Annotated in this window: 18 protein-coding genes and 1 tRNA gene; 11 read left to right on the top strand and 8 right to left on the bottom strand. The window is 54.9% G+C overall.

Features of this window, described 5'->3' with window-relative positions; all coding sequences use genetic code 11:
* Nucleotides 1-26 precede the first annotated feature (26 nt).
* Genes lsrD through lsrA form a run of 3 tightly spaced genes read right to left on the bottom strand, consistent with a single transcriptional unit; the run spans nucleotide 27 to nucleotide 3,636 of the window.
* Nucleotides 27-1,028 carry an autoinducer 2 ABC transporter permease LsrD gene (gene lsrD / locus KGP16_RS14935; RefSeq protein ID WP_021806687.1) on the bottom strand — a complete coding sequence of 334 codons (1,002 nt, stop codon included), beginning with the start codon at nucleotides 1,026-1,028 and terminating at the stop codon, nucleotides 27-29.
* Complete coding sequence (lsrC, locus tag KGP16_RS14930; protein ID WP_021806686.1) at nucleotides 1,025-2,074, bottom strand: autoinducer 2 ABC transporter permease LsrC; 1,050 nt, start codon at nucleotides 2,072-2,074, stop codon at nucleotides 1,025-1,027. Before lsrC ends, lsrD begins: the two co-directional genes overlap by 4 nt.
* Nucleotides 2,068-3,636 carry an autoinducer 2 ABC transporter ATP-binding protein LsrA gene (lsrA, locus tag KGP16_RS14925; protein ID WP_021806685.1) on the bottom strand — a complete coding sequence of 523 codons (1,569 nt, stop codon included), beginning with the start codon at nucleotides 3,634-3,636 and terminating at the stop codon, nucleotides 2,068-2,070. Before lsrA ends, lsrC begins: the two co-directional genes overlap by 7 nt.
* Nucleotides 3,637-3,885: 249 nt before the next feature.
* Between lsrA and lsrR the strand changes: the two genes are divergently transcribed.
* The 4 genes from lsrR (at nucleotide 3,886) to KGP16_RS14905 (ending at nucleotide 7,999) form a co-directional block, all read left to right on the top strand.
* The gene (gene lsrR / locus KGP16_RS14920; RefSeq protein WP_059201007.1) at nucleotides 3,886-4,851 is read left to right on the top strand and encodes a transcriptional regulator LsrR; all 966 of its coding nucleotides are present in this window, start codon (nucleotides 3,886-3,888) and stop codon (nucleotides 4,849-4,851) included.
* Nucleotides 4,852-4,903: 52 nt separating this feature from the next.
* A complete protein-coding gene (gene lsrK / locus KGP16_RS14915) occupies nucleotides 4,904-6,496 on the top strand; it encodes an autoinducer-2 kinase (protein WP_223499915.1) in 1,593 nt (530 codons plus the stop codon).
* A 10-nt stretch (nucleotides 6,497-6,506) separates the two neighbouring features.
* Nucleotides 6,507-6,857 (top strand): cupin domain-containing protein, encoded by a 351-nt coding sequence (locus tag KGP16_RS14910; RefSeq protein ID WP_115158819.1) that lies wholly within the window; start codon nucleotides 6,507-6,509, stop codon nucleotides 6,855-6,857.
* A 131-nt stretch (nucleotides 6,858-6,988) separates the two neighbouring features.
* Nucleotides 6,989-7,999: an AI-2E family transporter gene (locus KGP16_RS14905; protein ID WP_094981369.1), complete on the top strand. Its 1,011-nt coding sequence runs from the start codon at nucleotides 6,989-6,991 to the stop codon at nucleotides 7,997-7,999.
* A 273-nt stretch (nucleotides 8,000-8,272) separates the two neighbouring features.
* On the opposite strand, the gene KGP16_RS14900 is transcribed toward KGP16_RS14905, so the two are convergent.
* Nucleotides 8,273-8,362, bottom strand: a tRNA-Ser gene (locus KGP16_RS14900).
* A gap of 223 nt (nucleotides 8,363-8,585) precedes the next feature.
* On the opposite strand from KGP16_RS14900, the gene ghrA reads away from it, so the two are divergent.
* The 3 genes from ghrA (at nucleotide 8,586) to KGP16_RS14885 (ending at nucleotide 10,988) form a co-directional block, all read left to right on the top strand.
* Nucleotides 8,586-9,527: a glyoxylate/hydroxypyruvate reductase GhrA gene (gene ghrA, locus KGP16_RS14895; RefSeq protein WP_021806678.1), complete on the top strand. Its 942-nt coding sequence runs from the start codon at nucleotides 8,586-8,588 to the stop codon at nucleotides 9,525-9,527.
* 106 nt (nucleotides 9,528-9,633) lie between these two features.
* Nucleotides 9,634-10,371 (top strand): phosphatase, encoded by a 738-nt coding sequence (locus tag KGP16_RS14890; protein ID WP_021806677.1) that lies wholly within the window; start codon nucleotides 9,634-9,636, stop codon nucleotides 10,369-10,371.
* Nucleotides 10,372-10,409: 38 nt separating this feature from the next.
* The gene (locus KGP16_RS14885) at nucleotides 10,410-10,988 is read left to right on the top strand and encodes a molecular chaperone (RefSeq protein WP_094981368.1); all 579 of its coding nucleotides are present in this window, start codon (nucleotides 10,410-10,412) and stop codon (nucleotides 10,986-10,988) included.
* Between the two features lie 40 nt (nucleotides 10,989-11,028).
* On the opposite strand, the gene KGP16_RS14880 is transcribed toward KGP16_RS14885, so the two are convergent.
* From KGP16_RS14880 to mdtH, 4 genes are all read right to left on the bottom strand, one after another.
* Nucleotides 11,029-11,592 (bottom strand): lipoprotein, encoded by a 564-nt coding sequence (locus tag KGP16_RS14880; RefSeq protein ID WP_024486936.1) that lies wholly within the window; start codon nucleotides 11,590-11,592, stop codon nucleotides 11,029-11,031.
* A 144-nt stretch (nucleotides 11,593-11,736) separates the two neighbouring features.
* On the bottom strand, nucleotides 11,737-13,377 hold the full coding sequence (locus tag KGP16_RS14875; protein WP_223499913.1) for an AarF/ABC1/UbiB kinase family protein: 1,641 nt from the start codon (nucleotides 13,375-13,377) through the stop codon (nucleotides 11,737-11,739).
* Between the two features lie 31 nt (nucleotides 13,378-13,408).
* Nucleotides 13,409-14,056 (bottom strand): glutaredoxin 2, encoded by a 648-nt coding sequence (gene grxB / locus KGP16_RS14870; RefSeq protein ID WP_021806674.1) that lies wholly within the window; start codon nucleotides 14,054-14,056, stop codon nucleotides 13,409-13,411.
* A 169-nt stretch (nucleotides 14,057-14,225) separates the two neighbouring features.
* On the bottom strand, nucleotides 14,226-15,431 hold the full coding sequence (gene mdtH, locus KGP16_RS14865) for a multidrug efflux MFS transporter MdtH (protein WP_021806673.1): 1,206 nt from the start codon (nucleotides 15,429-15,431) through the stop codon (nucleotides 14,226-14,228).
* A 334-nt stretch (nucleotides 15,432-15,765) separates the two neighbouring features.
* Between mdtH and rimJ the strand changes: the two genes are divergently transcribed.
* The 4 genes from rimJ (at nucleotide 15,766) to murJ (ending at nucleotide 19,570) form a co-directional block, all read left to right on the top strand.
* A complete protein-coding gene (rimJ, locus tag KGP16_RS14860) occupies nucleotides 15,766-16,350 on the top strand; it encodes a ribosomal protein S5-alanine N-acetyltransferase (RefSeq protein ID WP_021181129.1) in 585 nt (194 codons plus the stop codon).
* Between the two features lie 10 nt (nucleotides 16,351-16,360).
* Nucleotides 16,361-17,005 carry a YceH family protein gene (locus KGP16_RS14855; protein ID WP_024486701.1) on the top strand — a complete coding sequence of 215 codons (645 nt, stop codon included), beginning with the start codon at nucleotides 16,361-16,363 and terminating at the stop codon, nucleotides 17,003-17,005.
* A complete protein-coding gene (locus tag KGP16_RS14850; protein WP_223499912.1) occupies nucleotides 16,998-17,915 on the top strand; it encodes a Gfo/Idh/MocA family protein in 918 nt (305 codons plus the stop codon). Before KGP16_RS14855 ends, KGP16_RS14850 begins: the two co-directional genes overlap by 8 nt.
* A gap of 119 nt (nucleotides 17,916-18,034) precedes the next feature.
* Complete coding sequence (murJ, locus tag KGP16_RS14845) at nucleotides 18,035-19,570, top strand: murein biosynthesis integral membrane protein MurJ (RefSeq protein WP_037376007.1); 1,536 nt, start codon at nucleotides 18,035-18,037, stop codon at nucleotides 19,568-19,570.
* Nucleotides 19,571-19,793: the final 223 nt, after the last annotated feature.

The following is a 19,793-nucleotide window of genomic DNA, read 5'->3' as shown; positions in this document are numbered from 1 at the left end:
CGTTGTCAGAAGATGTATGTCATCGTTCAAACCTGATGGATGCTGCTGCGCCGTTGGATCCACTCTCTGATTTGATGCCGATGCAGGCTGATGGAGCGGCCAACAACGACAATAATCAGCAGCGCTCCGGAAAGTGCGCTGGAGATCTGATTGGGCACGCCAGCCATTTGTAATCCTTGTTGCAGATAACCGACCAGCAAGACGGCTACGGCGGTACCGAGAATGGAACCTGAGCCGCCGTAAATATTTGCCCCGCCAAGTACTACCGCCGTGATGGCTGGCATCAGGAAAGAGGCGCCGAGGTCGGAACGAGCCGAACCAAAGTAGGAAACCAGCAGCACCGCAGCGATGGCTGAAGCAAAGCCGGTCATTGCATAGAGTGCGTACAGCGTTCGGTTAACCGGGATCGCACTGTATTGCGCCACGCGCTGGCTTTGGCCAATCAGGAAGATGTTGCGCCCTGCATGTGTCCGGTGCATCAGCAGCCAGCACAGCAGCACACAGACCATAAAGAAGGTCAGCGGTACTGGTAGGCCGAACACGGTCAGGTTGGCGAAATCGGTAAAGACCATCGGGAATCCGCCGATGCCTTCATAGCCGGTGGCACCAGAGATGCCCGAAAGCAGCAGGGCGCTACCGCCAAACAGGTACATGGTGCCGAGGGTGATCACTAGAGGATTGATACCGGTGTAGATGATCAAGCCGGCGTTGATCAAACCGCACAGGGCGCCCAGGGCCAGCGTTATCGCTATTGCCAACGGCAAGGGCAGGCCCGCCTGGAACATCACTCCTAGCGCAATGGCGCACAGGCCAATGGTGGAACCAAATGAAATATCAATGCCGCCACTGACGATCACCATGGTTAACGGCAGTGCCACAATGCCAATACAGATAAAATCGCTGGTGCTGAACAGCAGGACATTAATGTCCAGCATGCGTGGATTTACGACCCCGAACGCCAGGATCTCAATCAGCAGCAGGGCGGCCAGCGCCAGTTCCCAGCCGAAACGTCGCCATTGTGCCATCATGCGATCTCCCGTTTTTTTCCCTGGGCAGGGAGTTGGGTGGTGTGAGGGGATGTGGGGGCCGAGGGTGGAGGATCGATAAACCTGGCATACTTCTGGCGGCGGATATTCTTTTGCAGGGCACAGCGCAGGCGGCCATCAAACACCAGAACCCCCAACAAAACCAGGCCAGCGATAAAGTCGTTCCACCAGGCGGGAATGCGCAACAGTACCAGCACGCTGTCGATCTGCGTCAGGAAATAGGCTCCCAAAATGGCCCCCACCACCGTGCCAGAGCCACCAAGCAGGCTGATACCTCCCAGCACGCAGGCGGCAATAGCCTTCATTTCCAGGCCGGTGCCGGTTTGATTTGGAATAAAGCCAATCTGTGCGGCAAACACGATCCCGGCGAGCGCTGCCATTAGCCCATTCAGTGAGAAAGCGATGATGCGGATGGCCTCGGTGCGGATACCGAGTTGACGAGCCCCCTGCAGGTTGTCACCGGTGGCATAGAAGCTGCGGCCGAATGAGGTTTTCAACAGTAGCCAGGCCATTAACGCCACCAGCAGTAAGGTTAGCCAGCCAATCGGTGAGATGCCCAGCAGCACCGGTGAAGAAAGCTGCTTGAGCGAGCTTGGCAACCCTTCGATCCATTTACCGCCGGTCCATAGCAGCATGATGCCACGATAAAGACCAAGGGTGCCCAGAGTGGCGACTATGGCAGGAATTTTAAACCAGGCGACCAGCACGCCATTAAAAAAGCCCGCCAGCAAACCGAGTAGCAGCGTGACGCCAAAGGCGACGGGCAAGCTGTACCCGGCATTGAGCGTTATCCCAAGCAGCACCGCACACATCCCGGTGATGGAACCGACGGAGACATCAATGTTACGGGTCAGCATGACCAGCGCCGCGCCGATGGCTAGCAACATCAGGATTTGCGAACTGCTGAAGATCATGGTCAGCGTCTGAAAACTGAAATAGCTGCTATCAATGCTCCCCAGTAGCGCAAACAGAGCGATGATGGCCAGCAGCGCCGTCAGCTCTCGGTTGTTTTGTATTATCTTTAGCATGAGGTCTCCCCGTTGGTATGAGGTTGATAGGAGGAGGGAGATACGACGTGTTGTTCGCCAAAGGCCATATGCATGATGGTATCCACAGTAATCTCGTTGCCACACAGAGCGCTGCTTGCCACCTCGCCCTGGTGCATGATGCAGACGCGATCGGACATCATGGCTATCTCTTCGAGATCGGATGAAATAAACAGGATAGCGACATGCTGTTGGGCAATGCTCCGAATGAGCTGATAGATATCGTTGCGTGCACCGACGTCGACGCCACGGGTTGGTTCATCAACGATCAGCAACTGTGGCGATGCTTCCAGGCATTTGGCGATCAGTATTTTTTGTTGATTACCGCCAGACAGTGTGCGGGCCGGTTGTTCCGGGTGGTTGAATTTGATATTCAGTGCCCGGCGATAACGTTCAAGCGTAGCGTTATCACGCTGTGGATGGGCCCAGAACCCGCCGTTATTATGGGTCAGGGCACAGACGTTCCAGGATAACGATGAATCCAGATACAGCCCGGAAGACTGCCGGTCTTCCGGTAAATAGATCAGCCCGCGCTGCAACCGCTGGCGGGTGCTCAGTTGCGCGATCTCTTCACCATTGAGCAGGATGCTGCCCGCACTGGCTGGGCGTAATCCATACAGCGTTTCAGCCAACTCGGTGCGCCCGGAACCGACCAGGCCAGCCAGACCCAGGATTTCCCCGGCGTGGACGTTGAGTGTCACCTGCCGGAAGCCTTCTCCAGTGAGTTCCCTCAACTGCAATACGGCTTTGCCCTGAGGGTTGGCTGGCCGATTGCCAGGCAGTTCGAGCCACAGTTTCTGGCTAGCGGAGAGATCCACATTACGGGCGGCTGGGGTGATTGCCTGAATAATCTCATCCGTGGTCAGCGAGGCGGTTTTCCCCGTCAGGGCGATTTTGCCGTCACGCATTACGCTAACGCGGTCGGCAATCTGGCGGATTTCCGGCAGCTTATGGGAAATAAAGACGATACCGACACCTTTGCCAAGCAGTTCATGCAGGCGGGCAAATAGTCTGTCCGTTTCGGCAGGCGTCAGCGACGCCGTGGGTTCATCCAGGATCAGGATCTGGGAATCACGCATTAATCCCCGCATGATCTCTACAATCTGGCGGTCAGCCACATCCAGCGACCCTGCCATACTGTTGGGCTCAAGCTTGCATCCCAACAGTTCGAGTAATTGCTGCATTTTTTCAACAGCAGCCCGCTTGGCAGGCAGACCAAACAGAATATTCTCTTTAACCGACAGGCTGGGGAACAACAGCGGTTCCTGCGGCACCAGATAGATCCCCAGTTGATGCGCTTTTACCGGGGTCAGGCTGGCACAACGCTGGCCATTGATCTCGATAGCGCCGCCGTCCGGTGGTACTACGCCAGCAATGATCTTCATCAGCGTGGACTTCCCTGCGCCATTGCCACCGAGCAGGGCATGTACCTCCCCGGCGTGCAAGGTAAAGTCGATGCCTTTCAGCACCGCAACACCGGAATAGTGCTTATTGATATTTTGTACACAGAGCAGAGGTGGGTCTGGGTATTCACCGGTTTGCATCTTGCCTCCGTTCACTCAAAGATGAGCGACTGAGTTGAACAAATATTTTTTAGAAAACTAATTGTTCATAACCTTAGTCATGGTTTGGCGATAAAACCATCACTGCGATCACGTTTTTTGAATAATTGTGTTCTGTAGAAACCGATGTTCAGATTTAGTGTATATTTGTGGCATGACTCACAGCTATTGTTGAGCGATAGCGGAACAATTGTGTTCAAGATTTAAAAATGTTCAAAGAGAAGCGGATTTATGACGATAAATGACAGTGCATTGATTACCGAACATGGCATGTGCGAGGAGGAGCAGGTTGCCCGCATCGCCTGGTTCTATTATCACGATGGGCTGACGCAAAGTGAGATCAGTACCCGGCTTGGGCTAACGCGGCTTAAAGTTTCGCGTTTGCTGGAGAAAGGGCATCAGTCTGGGATCATTCGGGTGCAGATTAACTCCCGCTTTGAAGGTTGCCTACAGTATGAAGATGCGTTGAAAAAACATTTTGACCTGAAAAACATTCGCGTATTGCCCTCCTTGGCCGATGCTGATGACAGCGCGAGGTTGGGGATCGGTGCGGCACACATGTTGATGGAATCGCTGCAGCCGCAACAGATGTTGGCGGCGGGATTTGGTGAGGCCGCCATGAGCACCTTGAAAAGGCTCAGCGGCTTCATTTCTTCGCAGCAAATTCGCCTGGTTACGCTTTCCGGTGGTGTAGGGCCTTATATGACCGGGATTGGTCAGTTGGATGCGGCCTGCAGCGTCAGCATGATCCCAGCGCCATTGCGCGCTTCCTCTGCCGATATTGCCCGTACCCTGCGGGATGAAAATAGCGTCAGGGACGTGCTGCTTGCGGCCCAGGCTGCCGATGTCGCCGTCGTTGGGATCGGTGCGGTGAGTCAAAAAGATGCCGCTACCATTTTACGCGCTGGCTATATCACCGAAGGCGAGCAACTGATGATTGGCCGCAAAGGCGCTGTTGGCGATATTCTTGGCTACTTTTTCGATGCCAGCGGCGACATTATTCCCGACATGCAAATTCATCAAGAATTGATAGGGCTGAGCTTGAGCGCGCTTGCCACCATACCTACCGTTGTCGGGGTTGCGGGGGGAGTAGCAAAAGCCGAAGCGATAGTGGCGGCATTGAAGGGCGGCTATATCAACGCGTTGGTCACCGATCAGGACACGGCGGCAGAAATGCTCAAACTTATTGGAAAGTAAAGGTTAATAGCGATGTAACAGACTGTCTCAAATACCAGCCGAGGACAAACTCATGGCTCGACTCTGTACTCCTGCCACATCAGGCCAATACCTGATGGCTCTGGATGCCGGTACCGGCAGCATCAGAGCGGTAATTTTTGATTTGGAAGGCAATCAAGTCTCAGTAGGGCAAGCCGAATGGCAACATTTGGCGGTCCCTGATGTACCGGGCTCCATGGAATTCGATCTTGCCAAAAACTGGCACCTCACCTGCCAATGCATCCATCAGGCGTTAAAGATGGCGGCTATTGCGCCGGAGGCGATTGCGTCCGTGGCTGCGTGTTCAATGCGTGAAGGGATTGTGATCTATGATGCAGAAGGTCAGCCGATTTGGGCATGTGCCAACGTAGATGCACGGGCTACGCGTGAGGTCAGCGAGTTAAAAGAGATCCACAACCATACTTTCGAAGATGAGGTTTACCGTTGTTCAGGGCAGACACTGGCACTCAGCGCCATGCCCCGGCTGCTGTGGTTGGCGCATTACCGCCCTGATATCTATCGCCAGGCGGCCGCGGTCACCATGATCAGTGACTGGCTGGCTTATATGCTCAGCGGTGAACTTGCGGTCGACCCATCAAATGCCGGGACGACCGGGTTGCTTGATCTGGTCACACGAGACTGGAGAAAAGGCCTGTTGGAAATGGCGGGCCTGCGCTCAGACATCCTTTCACCGGTAAAAGAGACGGGAACGCCGTTGGGGGCGGTGACGGCCAATGCCGCGTCATTGTCAGGCCTGAGGGCGGGCACTCCGGTGATTGTCGGGGGAGGTGATGTTCAACTGGGATGCGTGGGTCTTGGCATTGTCAGACCAGCACAGACCGCCGTATTGGGTGGAACGTTCTGGCAGCAGGTGGTGAACCTTCCTGCGCCGGTTACCGATCCCAATATGAATGTGCGCATTAACCCGCATGTGATCCCGGGAATGGCTCAGGCTGAATCCATCAGCTTTTTTACCGGCCTGACCATGCGCTGGTTCCGTGATGCCTTCTGCGCCGAGGAGAAGCTGATTGGTGAACGTCTGGGCGTGGATACCTATGCCTTGCTGGAAGATATGGCCAGGCGGGTACCATCAGGTGCTCATGGCATTATGCCCATCTTCTCCGATGTCATGCGCTTTAAGAACTGGTATCACGCCGCCCCCTCATTTATCAACCTGTCGATCGATCCGGAAAAGTGCAACAAAGCTACGTTGTTCCGCGCCCTTGAAGAGAACGCGGCCATCGTGTCGGCCTGTAATCTACAACAAATCGCCGAGTTTTCAGGTGTCAAAGCCGATTCGCTGGTGTTTGCCGGCGGTGGTTCAAAAGGCACGCTCTGGAGCCAGATCCTGGCCGATGTCACCGGGCTGACCGTACGAGTCCCGGTGGTTAAGGAAGCTACCGCGCTGGGATGTGCTATTGCGGCTGGTGTGGGGGTAGGGGTCTATTCGTCGTTGGCAGATGCGGGGGAGAGCCTGGTGCGTTGGGATAGGGAACATATCCCGAACCCAGATAACAGTGAGGTTTATCAACAGGCACGTCAAAAATGGCTGGAGGTGTATCTGGATCAACTTGGTTTGGTTGATCACGGGTTGACGACCTCAATGTGGAAGGCTCCCGGCCTTTAAAGGAGGCATCATGATCAAGACCAATGAAATGGATCACGACTATCGCTTCGGCGACAATGGCCCCAAATACCTGATCCGTGGGCCGATGTGCGATATGGGCGTCGTGGTGTTACAGCCAGGGCAGTCATTTAGAAATCACCGTCACAAGGAGGTTTGCGAAGTCTTTTATACTATCAGTGGAGAAGTGTGCCTGTATCTGGAAGGGGAGATGCACATGCTGCGTGAAGGGGATGTGTTGCAGTGTGATCCTGGCGAGGCGCATTTCCTGGTTAATACTGGCTCGATACCGTGGAAAGGGGTATTTGTGAAATCGCCGCATATTTTAGGGGATAGTCATCCCGCAGAGCCTGAGAGTTATTAAGGCGAAAGCCTGAGTTCCCGCCTTGAAGCCAGGTGATTTAAGTTGTCGTGTTCTGTTTGGCATGTTAAATAAAACATAATACTAAAACAGGTACTTAAAAATCCTATCCTCTCAAGGACAAGCGAGTAACAATGCAGATAATGAATGTCAAACAGGCCAGGATAATCAGTTTCATCTTTGTGATGGGGGGGATCCTGCTGCTGTTGCCGTTGCATCTTCTTACCTGCTTTATGGCGGGTTTTCTGGTTTACGAGATCGTGAATATCCTTACGCCACATTTTCAGAAGGTGATTGGCGGCCATCGGGCCAGATGGCTGGTGGTGGCAGTGATCAGCACTTTGGTGGTCAGCCTGTTGATCGCCATTGTGGGGAGTATCGTCGGCTATCTGATGCAGGATATGAAGAATATCTCTGGCATCAACACCCGTATTGCGTTCATCCTGCAGGATGTCCAGCAAGAGGTGGCAAAATATATGCCGGGCTATCTGCCGTTGAGTGTGGCAGAACTGAAGAACGAGATCCTGAGCCGTCTACAACAGCACATAGCGCTGCTGCAGACTATGGGTAAAAGCGTACTGCATGGCCTGGTGACCATGCTGATCGGGATGGTGCTCGGTGCCATCGTCTCACTGTATAACATTGATAGCAGCGAGGAGCGGCCATTACTGAAAAGTGAGCTGATGAAAAGGATTTCCCTGCTATCGCAGGCGTTCCGCAATATTGTGTTTGCTCAGGTTAAAATATCGGCAATCAATACCTTCTTCTCGGCTATCTTTATCCTTGGTGTGCTACCGCTGTGCGGGATCCATATCCCGTTGGCGAAAACGCTGGTGGTGTTTACCTTTATCTTTGGCCTGCTGCCGGTGATCGGCAATCTGATCTCCAATACCATTGTTTTCATCTCTGGCCTGTCGGTTTCACTCGGAGTGGCACTGATTGCGCTGCTCTACCTGATCGTGATCCACAAGTTTGAGTATTTCCTCAATGCCCGCATTGTCGGCACTAAGATCAGGGCTAACTCCTGGGAGATCTTGCTGGCGATGTTGGTCTTTGAGGCTGCATTCGGCCTGGCTGGCGTGATTGCCGCTCCTATCTATTACGCCTATCTGAAAAGTGAACTCAGGGAAGCCAAGCTGATTTGAGGGGGGGATCCCTGTAGAGGCTTCTCCCCCCTCCCAGAGAGTGGTACATGCAATAAAAAAGCCTGAATATGAATTCAGGCTTTCTCATTTAAAATGGCGGTGAGGGAGGGCTTGATTCGCAAGCTCACCCTACGGGCGGCCGGTCGGCCGTCCAAAATGTCCCTGCGGTGCGGGCCATTTTGTCGAACCCTGTCGAGGCTTCTCACCCCTCCCAGACTGGGGAATATGCAAAAAAAAGAGTCTGAACGTAAGTTCAGACTCTTTCTTATAAGATGGCGGTGAGGGAGGGGTTCGAACCCTCGATACACTTACGCGTATACACACTTTCCAGGCGTGCTCCTTCAGCCACTCAGACACCTCACCGTTTTGTCATCGGCAACCTTTACGCTGTCGACGGGCGCTAATGTAGGAGAATCTGATCCCAGCGTCAATAGTCTTGTGACATTACCGCGCGCGTTTAGCCAAACTTCCAGCAATCTGCTGATTTGTCGCACGATAATTCCTCCCTCCCAGTGTCAGTTTATTCTTGCATCGTGCGGCAAAGCGCGAAAGGATAGCTAAAATCCACCCAACAAGGGAACCGGCAGTGAATATCATTTTCTATCACCCGTTTTTTGATGCGCAAGAGTGGCTGGCAGGCATGGCGAAGCGCTTACCACAGGCGAATATCCGGGCATGGCAACCGGGCGATGATCGTCCGGCGGACTACGCGCTGGTATGGCGGCCACCTTATGAGATGCTGGCCAACCGCCGCGATCTGAAAGGGATCTTTGCCCTGGGGGCTGGCGTCGACGCCATCCTTGAACAGGAGCGCCAGCATCCCGGCAGCCTACCGGCGGGAGTGCCGGTGATCCGGCTGGAGGATACCGGCATGGCACAGCAGATGGATGAATACGCGTTGGCCGGCGTGTTGCGTTATTTTCGCCGTTTTGATGAGTATCAGTTGCAGCAACAGCAGCAGAACTGGTTGCCGCTTGAGCCTCATCAGCAGAGCGATTTCACTATCGGCATTCTGGGCGCTGGGGTGTTGGGGAAAAGCGTGGCGCAAAAGCTGGTGGCGTTCGGTTTTAACGTCCGCTGCTGGAGCCGCAGCCCCAAGCAGATTGAGCACGTACAGAGTTTTGCCGGGCAACCTCAGCTAGCAGCGTTTCTTGATGGCACGCGCTTGCTGATCAACTTGTTGCCTAATACGCCTGAAACGGCGGGTATCCTCAACCGCCAGTTGTTTAGCCGTTTGGTGCCGGGCGCTTACCTGATCAACATTGCGCGCGGTGCCCATCTGGTGGAAGACGATCTGCTGGCGATGTTGGCACAAGGACAACTGACGGCCGCCATGCTTGACGTCTTCGTCAACGAACCTTTGCCGTCCGCTCATGCCTTCTGGCGTCATCCTCGTGTCACGATTACACCGCATATTGCTGCTGTTACCCTACCGGAACAGGCGATGGATCAGGTTAGCGCCAACCTTCTGCGGCTTGAGGCGGGTGAACAGCCTTCAGGCCTGGTTGATATTCAGCGTGGCTATTGATGCTTTCACAACCCGCTAACATGTCGATAGCTGCGTTAACTGCTATCATGAACAAGGATCGGCCCGCCATCCGCTGACCCTGGCGAGGGCCTAAGAAGGAGAAAGAATGTACCCCGTTGATTTACATATGCATACCGTAGCCAGTACCCATGCCTATAGCACCCTGCACGACTATATCGCCGAAGCGAAACAAAAAGGCATCAAACTGTTCGCCATCACTGACCACGGGCCGGATATGGCCGATGCACCACACTACTGGCACTTTATGAACATGCGTGTGTGGCCACGTCTGGTGGATGGCATTGGCATTCTGCGCGGCATTGAAGCCAATATCAAAAACCTGGCCGGTGATATCGACTGCACCGGACCCATGCTCAACGAAATCGATCTGATTATTGCCGGATTCCATGAGCCGGTATTTGCACCGCAGGATCGGGCCGCCAACACTGAGGCGATGATTGCCGCCATGGCGCAGGGCGATGTCCATATCATCAGCCATCCGGGCAACCCCAAATATCCGGTCGATATCCCGGCGATAGCCGCCGCGGCAGCCAAATATCAGGTAGCCCTGGAACTGAATAACTCTTCGTTTATTCATTCACGCAAGGGCAGTGAATCAAACTGCCGTGCGATAGCGGCCGCCGTGCGTGACGCGGGCGGCTGGCTGGCATTAGGCTCAGACTCGCACGTGGCTTTTGCTCTCGGTGGCTTTGAACACTGCGAACGTATCATTGAAGAAGTGAATTTCCCGCAGGAGCGCATTTTAAATGTGTCACCGCGCCGGATCCTGAGCTTTCTTGAGCAGCGTGGCAGACCGGCAATTGCGGAATTAGCCGATCTGTGACATCGTCACGGCAAATTTTGGTTTTATAGGGTGTTATCATGAATGAGTTTTCCGTTGTCTGCCGGGTGTTGGGCACGCTGTTTTACCGCCAGCCGCAGGATCCGTTGTTGGAGCCGCTGTTTACCTTGATCAAGGAGGGCAAACTGCAACAGCACTGGCCGCTCGAGCAGGACGAACTGCTGACTCGTTTGCAACAGCATTGTACCGATCCGCAGTTGGCCGCCGATTTTAACGCTCTGTTTGTCGGCAGCGAATGTAGTGTGTCACCACTGCGTTCGTCCTACGTTGAAGGTGCCAGCGAAGCGGACGTGCGGGTATTTCTCCAGCAGCGTGGGATGCCATTAGGCGAAGCGCCAGCCGATCATTTCGGTTTGCTGCTGCTGGCCGCCTCCTGGCTGGAAGATCAGTCGCAGGAAGATGAGGTCCAGGCGCAAATCACGCTGTTTAACGAGTTCTTGCTGCCTTGGTGTGGCCGCTTCCTGGGTAAGGTTGAAGCACATGCCACCAGCGGTTTTTACCGTACTTTGTCAGAGATCGCTCGCCACGCCATCGCAGCTATGTGTGATGAGCTAGAAGAGTATGAGCAGGATGAAGAAGGGAAGGACGAACAAGAGTAAATGAGCGAGGGCGCAGCAAGCACTGCGCCCCTAACAACGATTAGTCGGTAAACGGGATCACCAACTGACCGGGCTTCACTTCCAACCCTTTAGCCAGTTTGAGTGCCATGGCTTCCGTTTTGCTCTTATCCGCATTGAGAACATATACCGGTTTCTGATCGAAATACGATTTCAACGACTGGTTCAGGTAAGGCGATAAAGCCTTCATCACCGTATCCATCTTCTCCGGCTGTACCTGGTAATCGACCAACTCCATGTCTTTGAGGAAGATCGCTCCCTTTTCGCGGTCGTAGACCGGTTGCGCCTTCAACGTTAGCTGCAAATCGGCGGCCTGTGGCCCGAGGATCGAAGTGATATTGACCTTGGCATTACCAGAAAGTGTCACCTTGTTAGGTTCAGTGCGGCCAATCTGGCTCTGCAACTGGGTTAACACGATATTGGCATCAACCAACCCTGGCACGCCGATCTGCTTTTGGTAGTCGTTGTGTTTTTGCAGGTAATTATTCACTTCCTGCTCGCTGACGCTGTATTGGGTAAGCTGGTTACAGCCGACAAGCGTACCGGCAACGACCAGGGCGGCCATGCCCATCAGGATCTTCTTCATTCAAACCTCGTAAAACGAAAATGCGGCAGACTTTGACTGTTGCAAACCAAAGGTGACTGCCAGCAAAGAAAAATTTCAGCTTGCAGGATAACAGATGACGCGGCGCAAAGGGTTTTTTACCTGGTCGGATAAGGCTGAAATTACCTATCGCCGCAGCCGCCATACCAACAGCACCACGCCTCCCAGACAGGTTAACCCGCCAAGCGCCGGGAACAGAGGAATTCCCCACAGCTGGCTGGTGGAACGCATTAGATAGGGAGCCAGCCCCAGTGCGAATGCCGCCGTGACGATCGCAATGGCCAGCGTGACAGCCGCACGTTCCAGAGCCTTGCTGAGCTGGTTGAGGTTCTTGACGTTGATTTCGGCATCGATCTTGCCCTGCTTTAAACGGCGCATCAGCAAACGAATGGCCTGCGGCAGTTCCTCTCCGGCATCCAGCGCCTCACCACCCAGTAATAGAGCACGACGGCGCAGCGCTTCGGGTGTATAGCGCTGGAGCATCACCTGGCGCAGCATCGGTTTCAGGGTGGCAACGATATCAAAGGCGGGATCCAAGCGGTGCAAAACGCCATCCGCGGTGATCAGCGCCTTGAATAACAACACCAGATCGGGAGGCAACGGTAGTTGGTGCTCGCGGGCCATCACCAACAGGTCGGTGAGTGCCTTGCCTAGCGTCAGGGTGCTCGAAGCCTGCTTATCGAGAAAGTTTTGCGCAGCTTGTTCCAGATCGATCAGATCCAGCTCCTGGCTGTCAGACCAGGCGATCATCGTATTGACGATGCCGTCGCTCTGGCGCTCCGCAATGGCCTGCAGCAACAGCAGCAGCTGATTGCGCCGCCGTTCCGACAGTTGGCCAACCATGCCAAAATCGATAAACCCTACGTGGTTGTCACCCAGGGCCATTACGTTACCGGGATGAGGATCGGCGTGATAAAGCCGATGTTCCAGCACCATGGCCATAAAAGCCTGCGCGCCACGCTGTGCCAGCAACGGGCCATCGAACCCGGCGGCGGCTAATTGTTGGGGATTTTCGGGCGCGATGCCGGGTAGATATTGTTGTACCAGCAGGCGTTTTGACGAGTGCTGCCAATAAATTTTCGGGATCACCACGTCGGGCTGTTTGGCAAAGTGTTCCGCAACCCGATCGCAATTATTACCTTCATGCGTCAGGTCCAGCTCGTGATTAAGCGCGGTAGCCAGCGTTTGCACCATCTGGTGCGGGCGATAACGCGCCAGCGCCGGGCTTTGTTGCTCCACGGTTTCTGCCAGATAGGCCAACAGGCGCAGATCGGCATGAATGGTTTTGGCTAATCCGGGGCGCAACACTTTTACCACCACCGACTCGCCACTGTGCAGGCGGGCGCGGTAGATTTGCGCCATAGAGGCGGCGGCTAGCGGGATCGGATCAAATTGGGCAAAGACCTGCTGAGGGTCACTGCCCAGGTCGGCGGTGATCTGCGCAGCCAGCTTTTCCCAGGGTAGGGTTGTCGCCTGGCTATGCAGGCGCTCCAGCTCGTCGGTCCAGCGCTGTTCCAGCAGGTCGGTACGGGTGGCCAGGATCTGGCCGAATTTAACGAAGGTTGGCCCCAGAGCTTCCAGAGCCGCGCGCAGACGTTCTGGCAATGTCTGATTATCAACCTCCACGCCGCCGCTGCTCAGGCCGCCAAGCATCTTGCCTAACCCGAGCAGCCTGATCACGTCCTGCAAACCGTAACGGATCAGTACGGATGAGATTTCTTGCAGCCTGGCGCGGTCACGAGCGGTGACAAAAAACATTTTTAGCATCTGCGCGTGGCTCCCTTATCGCCGTTGCGGATCATTGCTCCATATCGAACAGCAACGGAATATCAACGCGCTGCGCCATGCGGTTGCGGTAAGCCTCCACGTTGTCCGGCAGGGCGACACCGGCCACGATCGACAGTGAGCGTAACAGCGGGAACAGATGGATATCATCTTCACTGAGAGTGCCGTTGACCGCTTCCGAAGACTGGATCAGCGGGGAGAGCGTGGCCAGATCCTCTTCCAATTGGGCGATCAGGTCGGCACTGTCGGCCAGTAACACGGCAAAATCACCGCTGGCAGCCTGTTTTTTGTCGCTGAAATAGCGGCGTGCGTTGTCAGTGGCGAACTCTTCGAAATCGGCATTGGCAAAGCGCGGTAACAGCAGTTTGTTGACGTAGGTGGCAGTGTGTTGCAACCACGCGGCGATGGCCGGATTGGTTTTCCCCGTCAGTAGCGGTTTACCGTCCAGGTTATCGACGTAATGCACGATATCCATGCTTTCGGGTAGATAGCTACCGTCGTCTTTTTGCAGGATAGGCGCCATTTTCTTGCCGATCATGCTGGTGGGGGTGATTTCGTCATCGCTTAGCAGGGTCACCAAACGCACCGGCAAATCCTTGAGGCCGAATATCATGCGGGCCTTTACGCAGAACGGGCAGTGATCGTAAATAAACAGTTTCATGCTTGCTCCTGTTGTCGGGTTTAGCAGCCAGTCTGGGCCGCTGCGCAGGTTGTTGTGGGATGATGCTCCATCATAAGCCTTTCTGCGCCGTTTTTTGTACTATCAGGATAGCAACTTTGGCAGATTAGGTCGCCAGAGACTGGGCGCAAGGGAGGCGCCCGGGCAAAAATCAGCCACCACGGAGGATTGCGGGGGCCGCAGTACGCGGATTAAATTGCCAGTACAAGGCAAACAGCGTGATAAAGCCCACCAGCCCCAGCAGGAACCAGGGCAACTCCGGCATGCCCATCGCATTGCCAGTGTCATACATCCAGCCACCGCCGGTATAACCCAATGCGCCGCCGAGTGCCAACCCCAGGCGGCTAAAGCCCATGTAGCTGCCGCGTGCCCGTGAGTCGGCCAGCGAGGCGCTCAAGGTCTCACGCGCCGGTTCAGCGATGATCGATCCCAGATAGAAGCAGCAGATCAGAGTAAACACCGCTTGCAGGCTGGTGGCAAAGCCGACAGGCAATAGGCTGAGGGTCATCAGCAGCAAGCCGGCCATCAGGCGTTGTTCCAACCGGAAGTGTTTTTCGCTCCAACGTGCCAGCGGGTATAGCAATGAAAGCGATAGCGCAGCTTCTATGGCGTACATCCATTTGACCGCCGCCGGCGAACCGGCGATTTCGTTGACCACGATTGGCAGCATCAACATTACCTGTACCGATAACATGTAATAGCCGGTCAACGTCAACACATAGGTCAGGAAGCGGCGATCGCGCAGCACGCGCATCATGCCATCTTTCATCGGTGCGCGTATGGTGGAGATCCGGTAGTTGGGTAACAGCCAGGCATTCCAACCGGCGGCCAGTACGAAAATACCCGCGCCCACCCAGCAGACGAAATGAAAATCGTACTGCAGCAGCCAACTGCCGATTAACGCACCGATCACGGCACCGGCGCTGTCTTGCATCATCAGCAGCGAATAGAAACGGCTGCGCTCATGTGGGCGGGTCAGCTTGATCACCAGCGCGGTACGGGGCGGATCGAACAGGGTGCCGCCAATAGCGGACAGCGCGCAGGAAAACCACAGTATCCAGGGTTGATCGGCCATCGCCATGGTGGCAAAGCCCGCAGCGCGCAGCAGCATACCGGTGACGATCATCGGTTTGGCGCCAAAACGGTCGGCAATTGCCCCGCCAAAGATCCCCAATCCCTGCTGAATGAGCTGGCGTAATCCCAGAGCCAGCCCCACGACCACGGCCGCCCAGCCAAGTTGATCGACAAAGCGAATAGAAATAAGTGGGAAGACGACGAAAAAGCCTAAAACCACCAACAGGTTATCGAACAATAAAAAATACTTACCCAAGCTCCGAGCTTGCGATACCAGAGACATGCTTCACCACGAGCAGTTAAAAGGAGAGAAAGACTACCCGGTTATTCTCTACCCAATACATGATGGCTGATAGGGGGGAGATAGATAATATTTTTTAATCGTCAATACGTTACCTGAGTGGCAAAACTACACTTAAAACTGGGCAAAACGGCTAACTGGCGATTTACTGAGCGCTCAGGGGCTTACCTGCCGGGCGGGCTACGGTTATATTACCGGGGGAATACGCGGTTTTACGCCGATAGTCTGCCATGAGTCATGCGAGATAACGCCTGGGCCCGTAGACGTTGACCCAATCAATACTTCTTATCGAACCGTTCAGACCGCGGGGGAAATGATGTTTGGCTATCGCTCTGCATCACCGAAAATACGCCTTACCACCGACCGGCTGGTTGTCCGTTTAGTTCACGAACGTGATGCCTATCGCCTGGCCGAATACTATGCCGAAAACCGGGCGTTCCTGAAGCCCTGGGAGCCGGTGCGCGATGATAGCCACTGTTACCCTTCCGGCTGGCAAGCTCGCCTGGGTATGATCACGGAAATGCAAAAGCAGGGCAGTGCCTACTATTTTATCCTGCTCGATCCGGAAGAACTCCATGTGTGCGGCGTCGCCAACTTCAGCAATGTGCTGCGTGGATCGTTCCATGCCTGCTTCCTGGGGTACTCCCTGGGTGAGAAGTGGCAGGGGCAGGGGCTGATGTACGAAGCGTTGCAAACGGCCATCCGTTATATGCAGCGCCAACAGCGGATGCATCGCATCATGGCCAACTATATGCCGCATAACCAACGCAGCGGAGCGTTGCTGACCCGGCTCGGTTTTGAACGCGAAGGCTATGCCAAGGATTACCTGCTGATCGACGGACAGTGGCAGGATCATGTACTCACCGCATTGACCAATAAAGAGTGGCAACCACCACGCTGAGGCCGTACCAATGAAATATGAATTAAATGCCAAAGAAGCCCGAGTGATTGGCTGCATGATGGAAAAGCAGGTGACCACCCCTGACCAATATCCGCTTTCCCTCAATGCCATAACGCTGGCCTGCAATCAAAAAACCAACCGCGAGCCGGTGATGGACCTGTCGGAAAGCGAAGTCCAGCAGCAGCTTGATTTACTGTTAAGAAGGCACTTCCTGCGTACCTTAAGTGGTTTTGGTAATCGGGTAGTGAAGTATGAACAGCGTTTTTGCAACTCCGAGTTCGGCCAACTGAAACTGTCACCGGCCGAAGTGGCGGTGATTGCTACCCTGTTATTACGCGGCGCGCAGACGCCGGGTGAACTGCGCACCCGCACCAACCGGATGCATGAATTCAACGACGTCAGCGAAGTGGAAGAAGTGTTGCAACAGTTGACGACCCGTGAGGATGGGCCGTTCGTGGTGCGTTTGCCGCGTGAGCCAGGCAAGCGTGAGAGCCGGTTTATGCACCTGTTCAGCGGCCAGATCGATGCGGCTCCGGCTGAAGCTGAGGAGGCCAATGCGGGTGAATTGACTGAACGGGTGGTGCGTTTGGAGGCCGAAGTTGCCGAATTGAAACAGCAGGTGCAGCAGCTACTGGCGCGGGGTTCACATGAGTAAACTACGTATCGGAGTAGTGGGTTTAGGCGGTATCGCGCAAAAGGCTTACTTGCCCATTCTTTCTCAAGCGGTGGACTGGCAGCTTGTTGGCGGCTTTTCACCGAATCAGCAAAAAGCCCAGCCGGTATGCGACAGCTATCGTATGCCCTATTTCTCTCGCCTTGATAGCCTGGCGAAACAGTGTGATGCGGTGTTCGTACACAGCAGCACTGCCAGCCATTTTCAGGTAGTGGGTGAACTGTTAGCGCAGGGCGTACACGTCTATGTGGATAAACCACTGGCGGAAACGTTGGAGCAGGGCGAACAGCTGATCGAACTGGCCGCAAAGCAGGGCGTAGCATTGATGGTGGGTTTCAACCGCCGTTTTGCGCCGCTGTATCGCCAGTTGAAACAGCAAATGCAGCTACCGGCCTCGATCCGCATGGACAAACACCGCGCTGATAGCGTCGGGCCAAATGACCTGCGATTCACCCTGCTGGATGATTATCTGCACGTGGTGGATACCGCGCTGTGGTTAGGCGGCGGTAGCGCCAGCTTGCAGAGTGGCCAGTTGCGCGCAAACGAAGCGGGCGAGATGCTTTACGCGGAACACCACTTTGTCTGCGGTGACACCATCGTTACGACCAGTATGCACCGGCGTGCTGGCAGCCAACGGGAGAGCGTGCAGGCAGTCACCAACGGTGCGGTCTATCAACTGAACGATATGCGACAATGGCTGCGGGAAGACCCGCAAGGCGTGCTCGAGAAACCAGCCCCAGGCTGGCAAACCACGCTGGAACAACGAGGTTTTGCCGGTGCAGTTCACCATTTTATTCAGTCCATCAGCAACCAGACCGCGCCGGAAACTGCCGGAGAACAGGCCATTTACGCCCAGCGATTGATCGAGAAAATGCTGCGTGATGCCAGTTAACCCCATGTAACATATGGCGGTAGCTATTAATGGCGTGGAGCCGTAGACTAACGCCACTCAACTGACGCCTGCCGATGCAGGCGTTGATATTTACCCGTCGTACTCATCAGAAAAACCACATGAATCTACTTAAATCACTGGCAGCCGTTAGCTCGATGACCATGTTTTCACGGGTGCTGGGCTTTGCGCGTGATGCCATCGTGGCACGCGTTTTTGGGGCAGGGATGGCTACGGATGCTTTCTTTGTGGCGTTCAAGCTGCCAAACCTTTTACGCCGCATCTTTGCGGAAGGGGCTTTCTCCCAGGCGTTTGTGCCGATCCTGGCGGAATACAAAAGCCAGCAGGGTGAAGAGGCAACGCGCACCTTTGTTGCCTACGTTTCCGGCCTGTTGACGCTGGTGCTGGCGGTAGTGACCGTGCTTGGCATGCTGGCCGCGCCCTGGGTGATCTTTATTACGGCTCCGGGGTTTACCGATACGCCGGATAAGTTTGCCCTGACCTCGTCGCTGTTGCGTATCACCTTCCCTTATATCCTGTTGATTTCGCTGGCCTCGCTGGTGGGGGCGATCCTCAATACCTGGAACCGTTTCTCCATTCCGGCCTTTGCGCCAACGCTGTTGAACGTCAGCATGATTGGCTTTGCGTTGTTTGCCGCGCCGTACTTCAATCCACCGGTGCTGGCTTTGGCCTGGGCGGTGGTAGTGGGGGGCGTGCTGCAACTGGGGTATCAATTACCGCACCTCAAGAAAATTGGCATGCTGGTATTGCCACGCCTGAAGCTAAATGACGCGGGCGTATGGCGCGTGATGCGTCAGATGGGGCCCGCAATCCTGGGGGTTTCGGTCAGCCAGATTTCGCTGATCATCAACACTATCTTTGCCTCTTTCCTGGTCTCCGGCTCGGTGTCGTGGATGTATTATGCCGACCGCCTGATGGAGTTCCCGTCCGGGGTGCTGGGCGTAGCATTGGGCACCATCCTGCTGCCGTCCTTGGCGAAGAGTTTTTCCAGCGGTAATCATGAACAATATAACCGCCTGATGGACTGGGGCCTGCGTCTGTGCTTTGTGCTGGCTTTACCGAGTGCCATCGCGTTGGGCATCCTGGCCAAGCCGCTTACCGTCTCGTTGTTCCAGTACGGCAAGTTCTCCGCCTTTGATGCGGCGATGACCCAGCGTGCGCTGGTGGCCTACTCGGTTGGCTTGATGGGCCTGATCGTGGTGAAAGTGCTGGCACCGGGTTTCTACTCGCGCCAGGACATCAAAACCCCGGTGAAGATTGCCATCATTACGCTGATCCTGACCCAGGTGATGAACCTGATATTTATTGGCCCACTGAAGCATGCCGGGCTTTCGCTGTCGATTGGTCTGGGGGCCTGTCTGAATGCTTCGCTGCTGTATTGGCAACTGCGCAAGCAGGATATTTTCCAACCGCAGCCTGGCTGGGCGATGTTCTTGTTCAAGCTGGTAGTCGCCGTGCTGGTGATGGCTGCGGTACTGCTTGGCGTGATGTGGCTGATGCCGGAATGGGATCAGGGCAATATGCTGGCTCGCTTACTGCGTCTGTCGGTCGTGGTGGCTGCGGGGATTGTTGCCTACTTCGCGGTGTTGGGGATCCTCGGGTTCCGTCCTCGAGACTTCGCTCGGCGGGTAGACTGATACCCCACCGCTAATCATCAGATAAAAAAGGTCGCTAACGCGACCTCAGACTGCTTACTAACTCTACTTTTTCAGGTGGGGTTATTCTTTTTTAGCGACCGCAGGTCGCGATCACGATATTTTTCCATAAACACATCAGTTGACCTGTCTTCTCGTCTATAGAAGCCTTCTGCTTTTCCTGAACCTCGTTCAGCCACATATAAAGACGATAAAGAAGCGCCAA

Origin of the sequence: Serratia sp. JSRIV006, assembly GCF_019968685.1 — a bacterium.
GTDB classification, from domain to species: Bacteria; Pseudomonadota; Gammaproteobacteria; order Enterobacterales; family Enterobacteriaceae; genus Chania; species Chania fonticola_B.
Note: the sequence above shows the minus strand (reverse complement) of the source record. Positions and strands in the feature narration are given on the sequence as shown.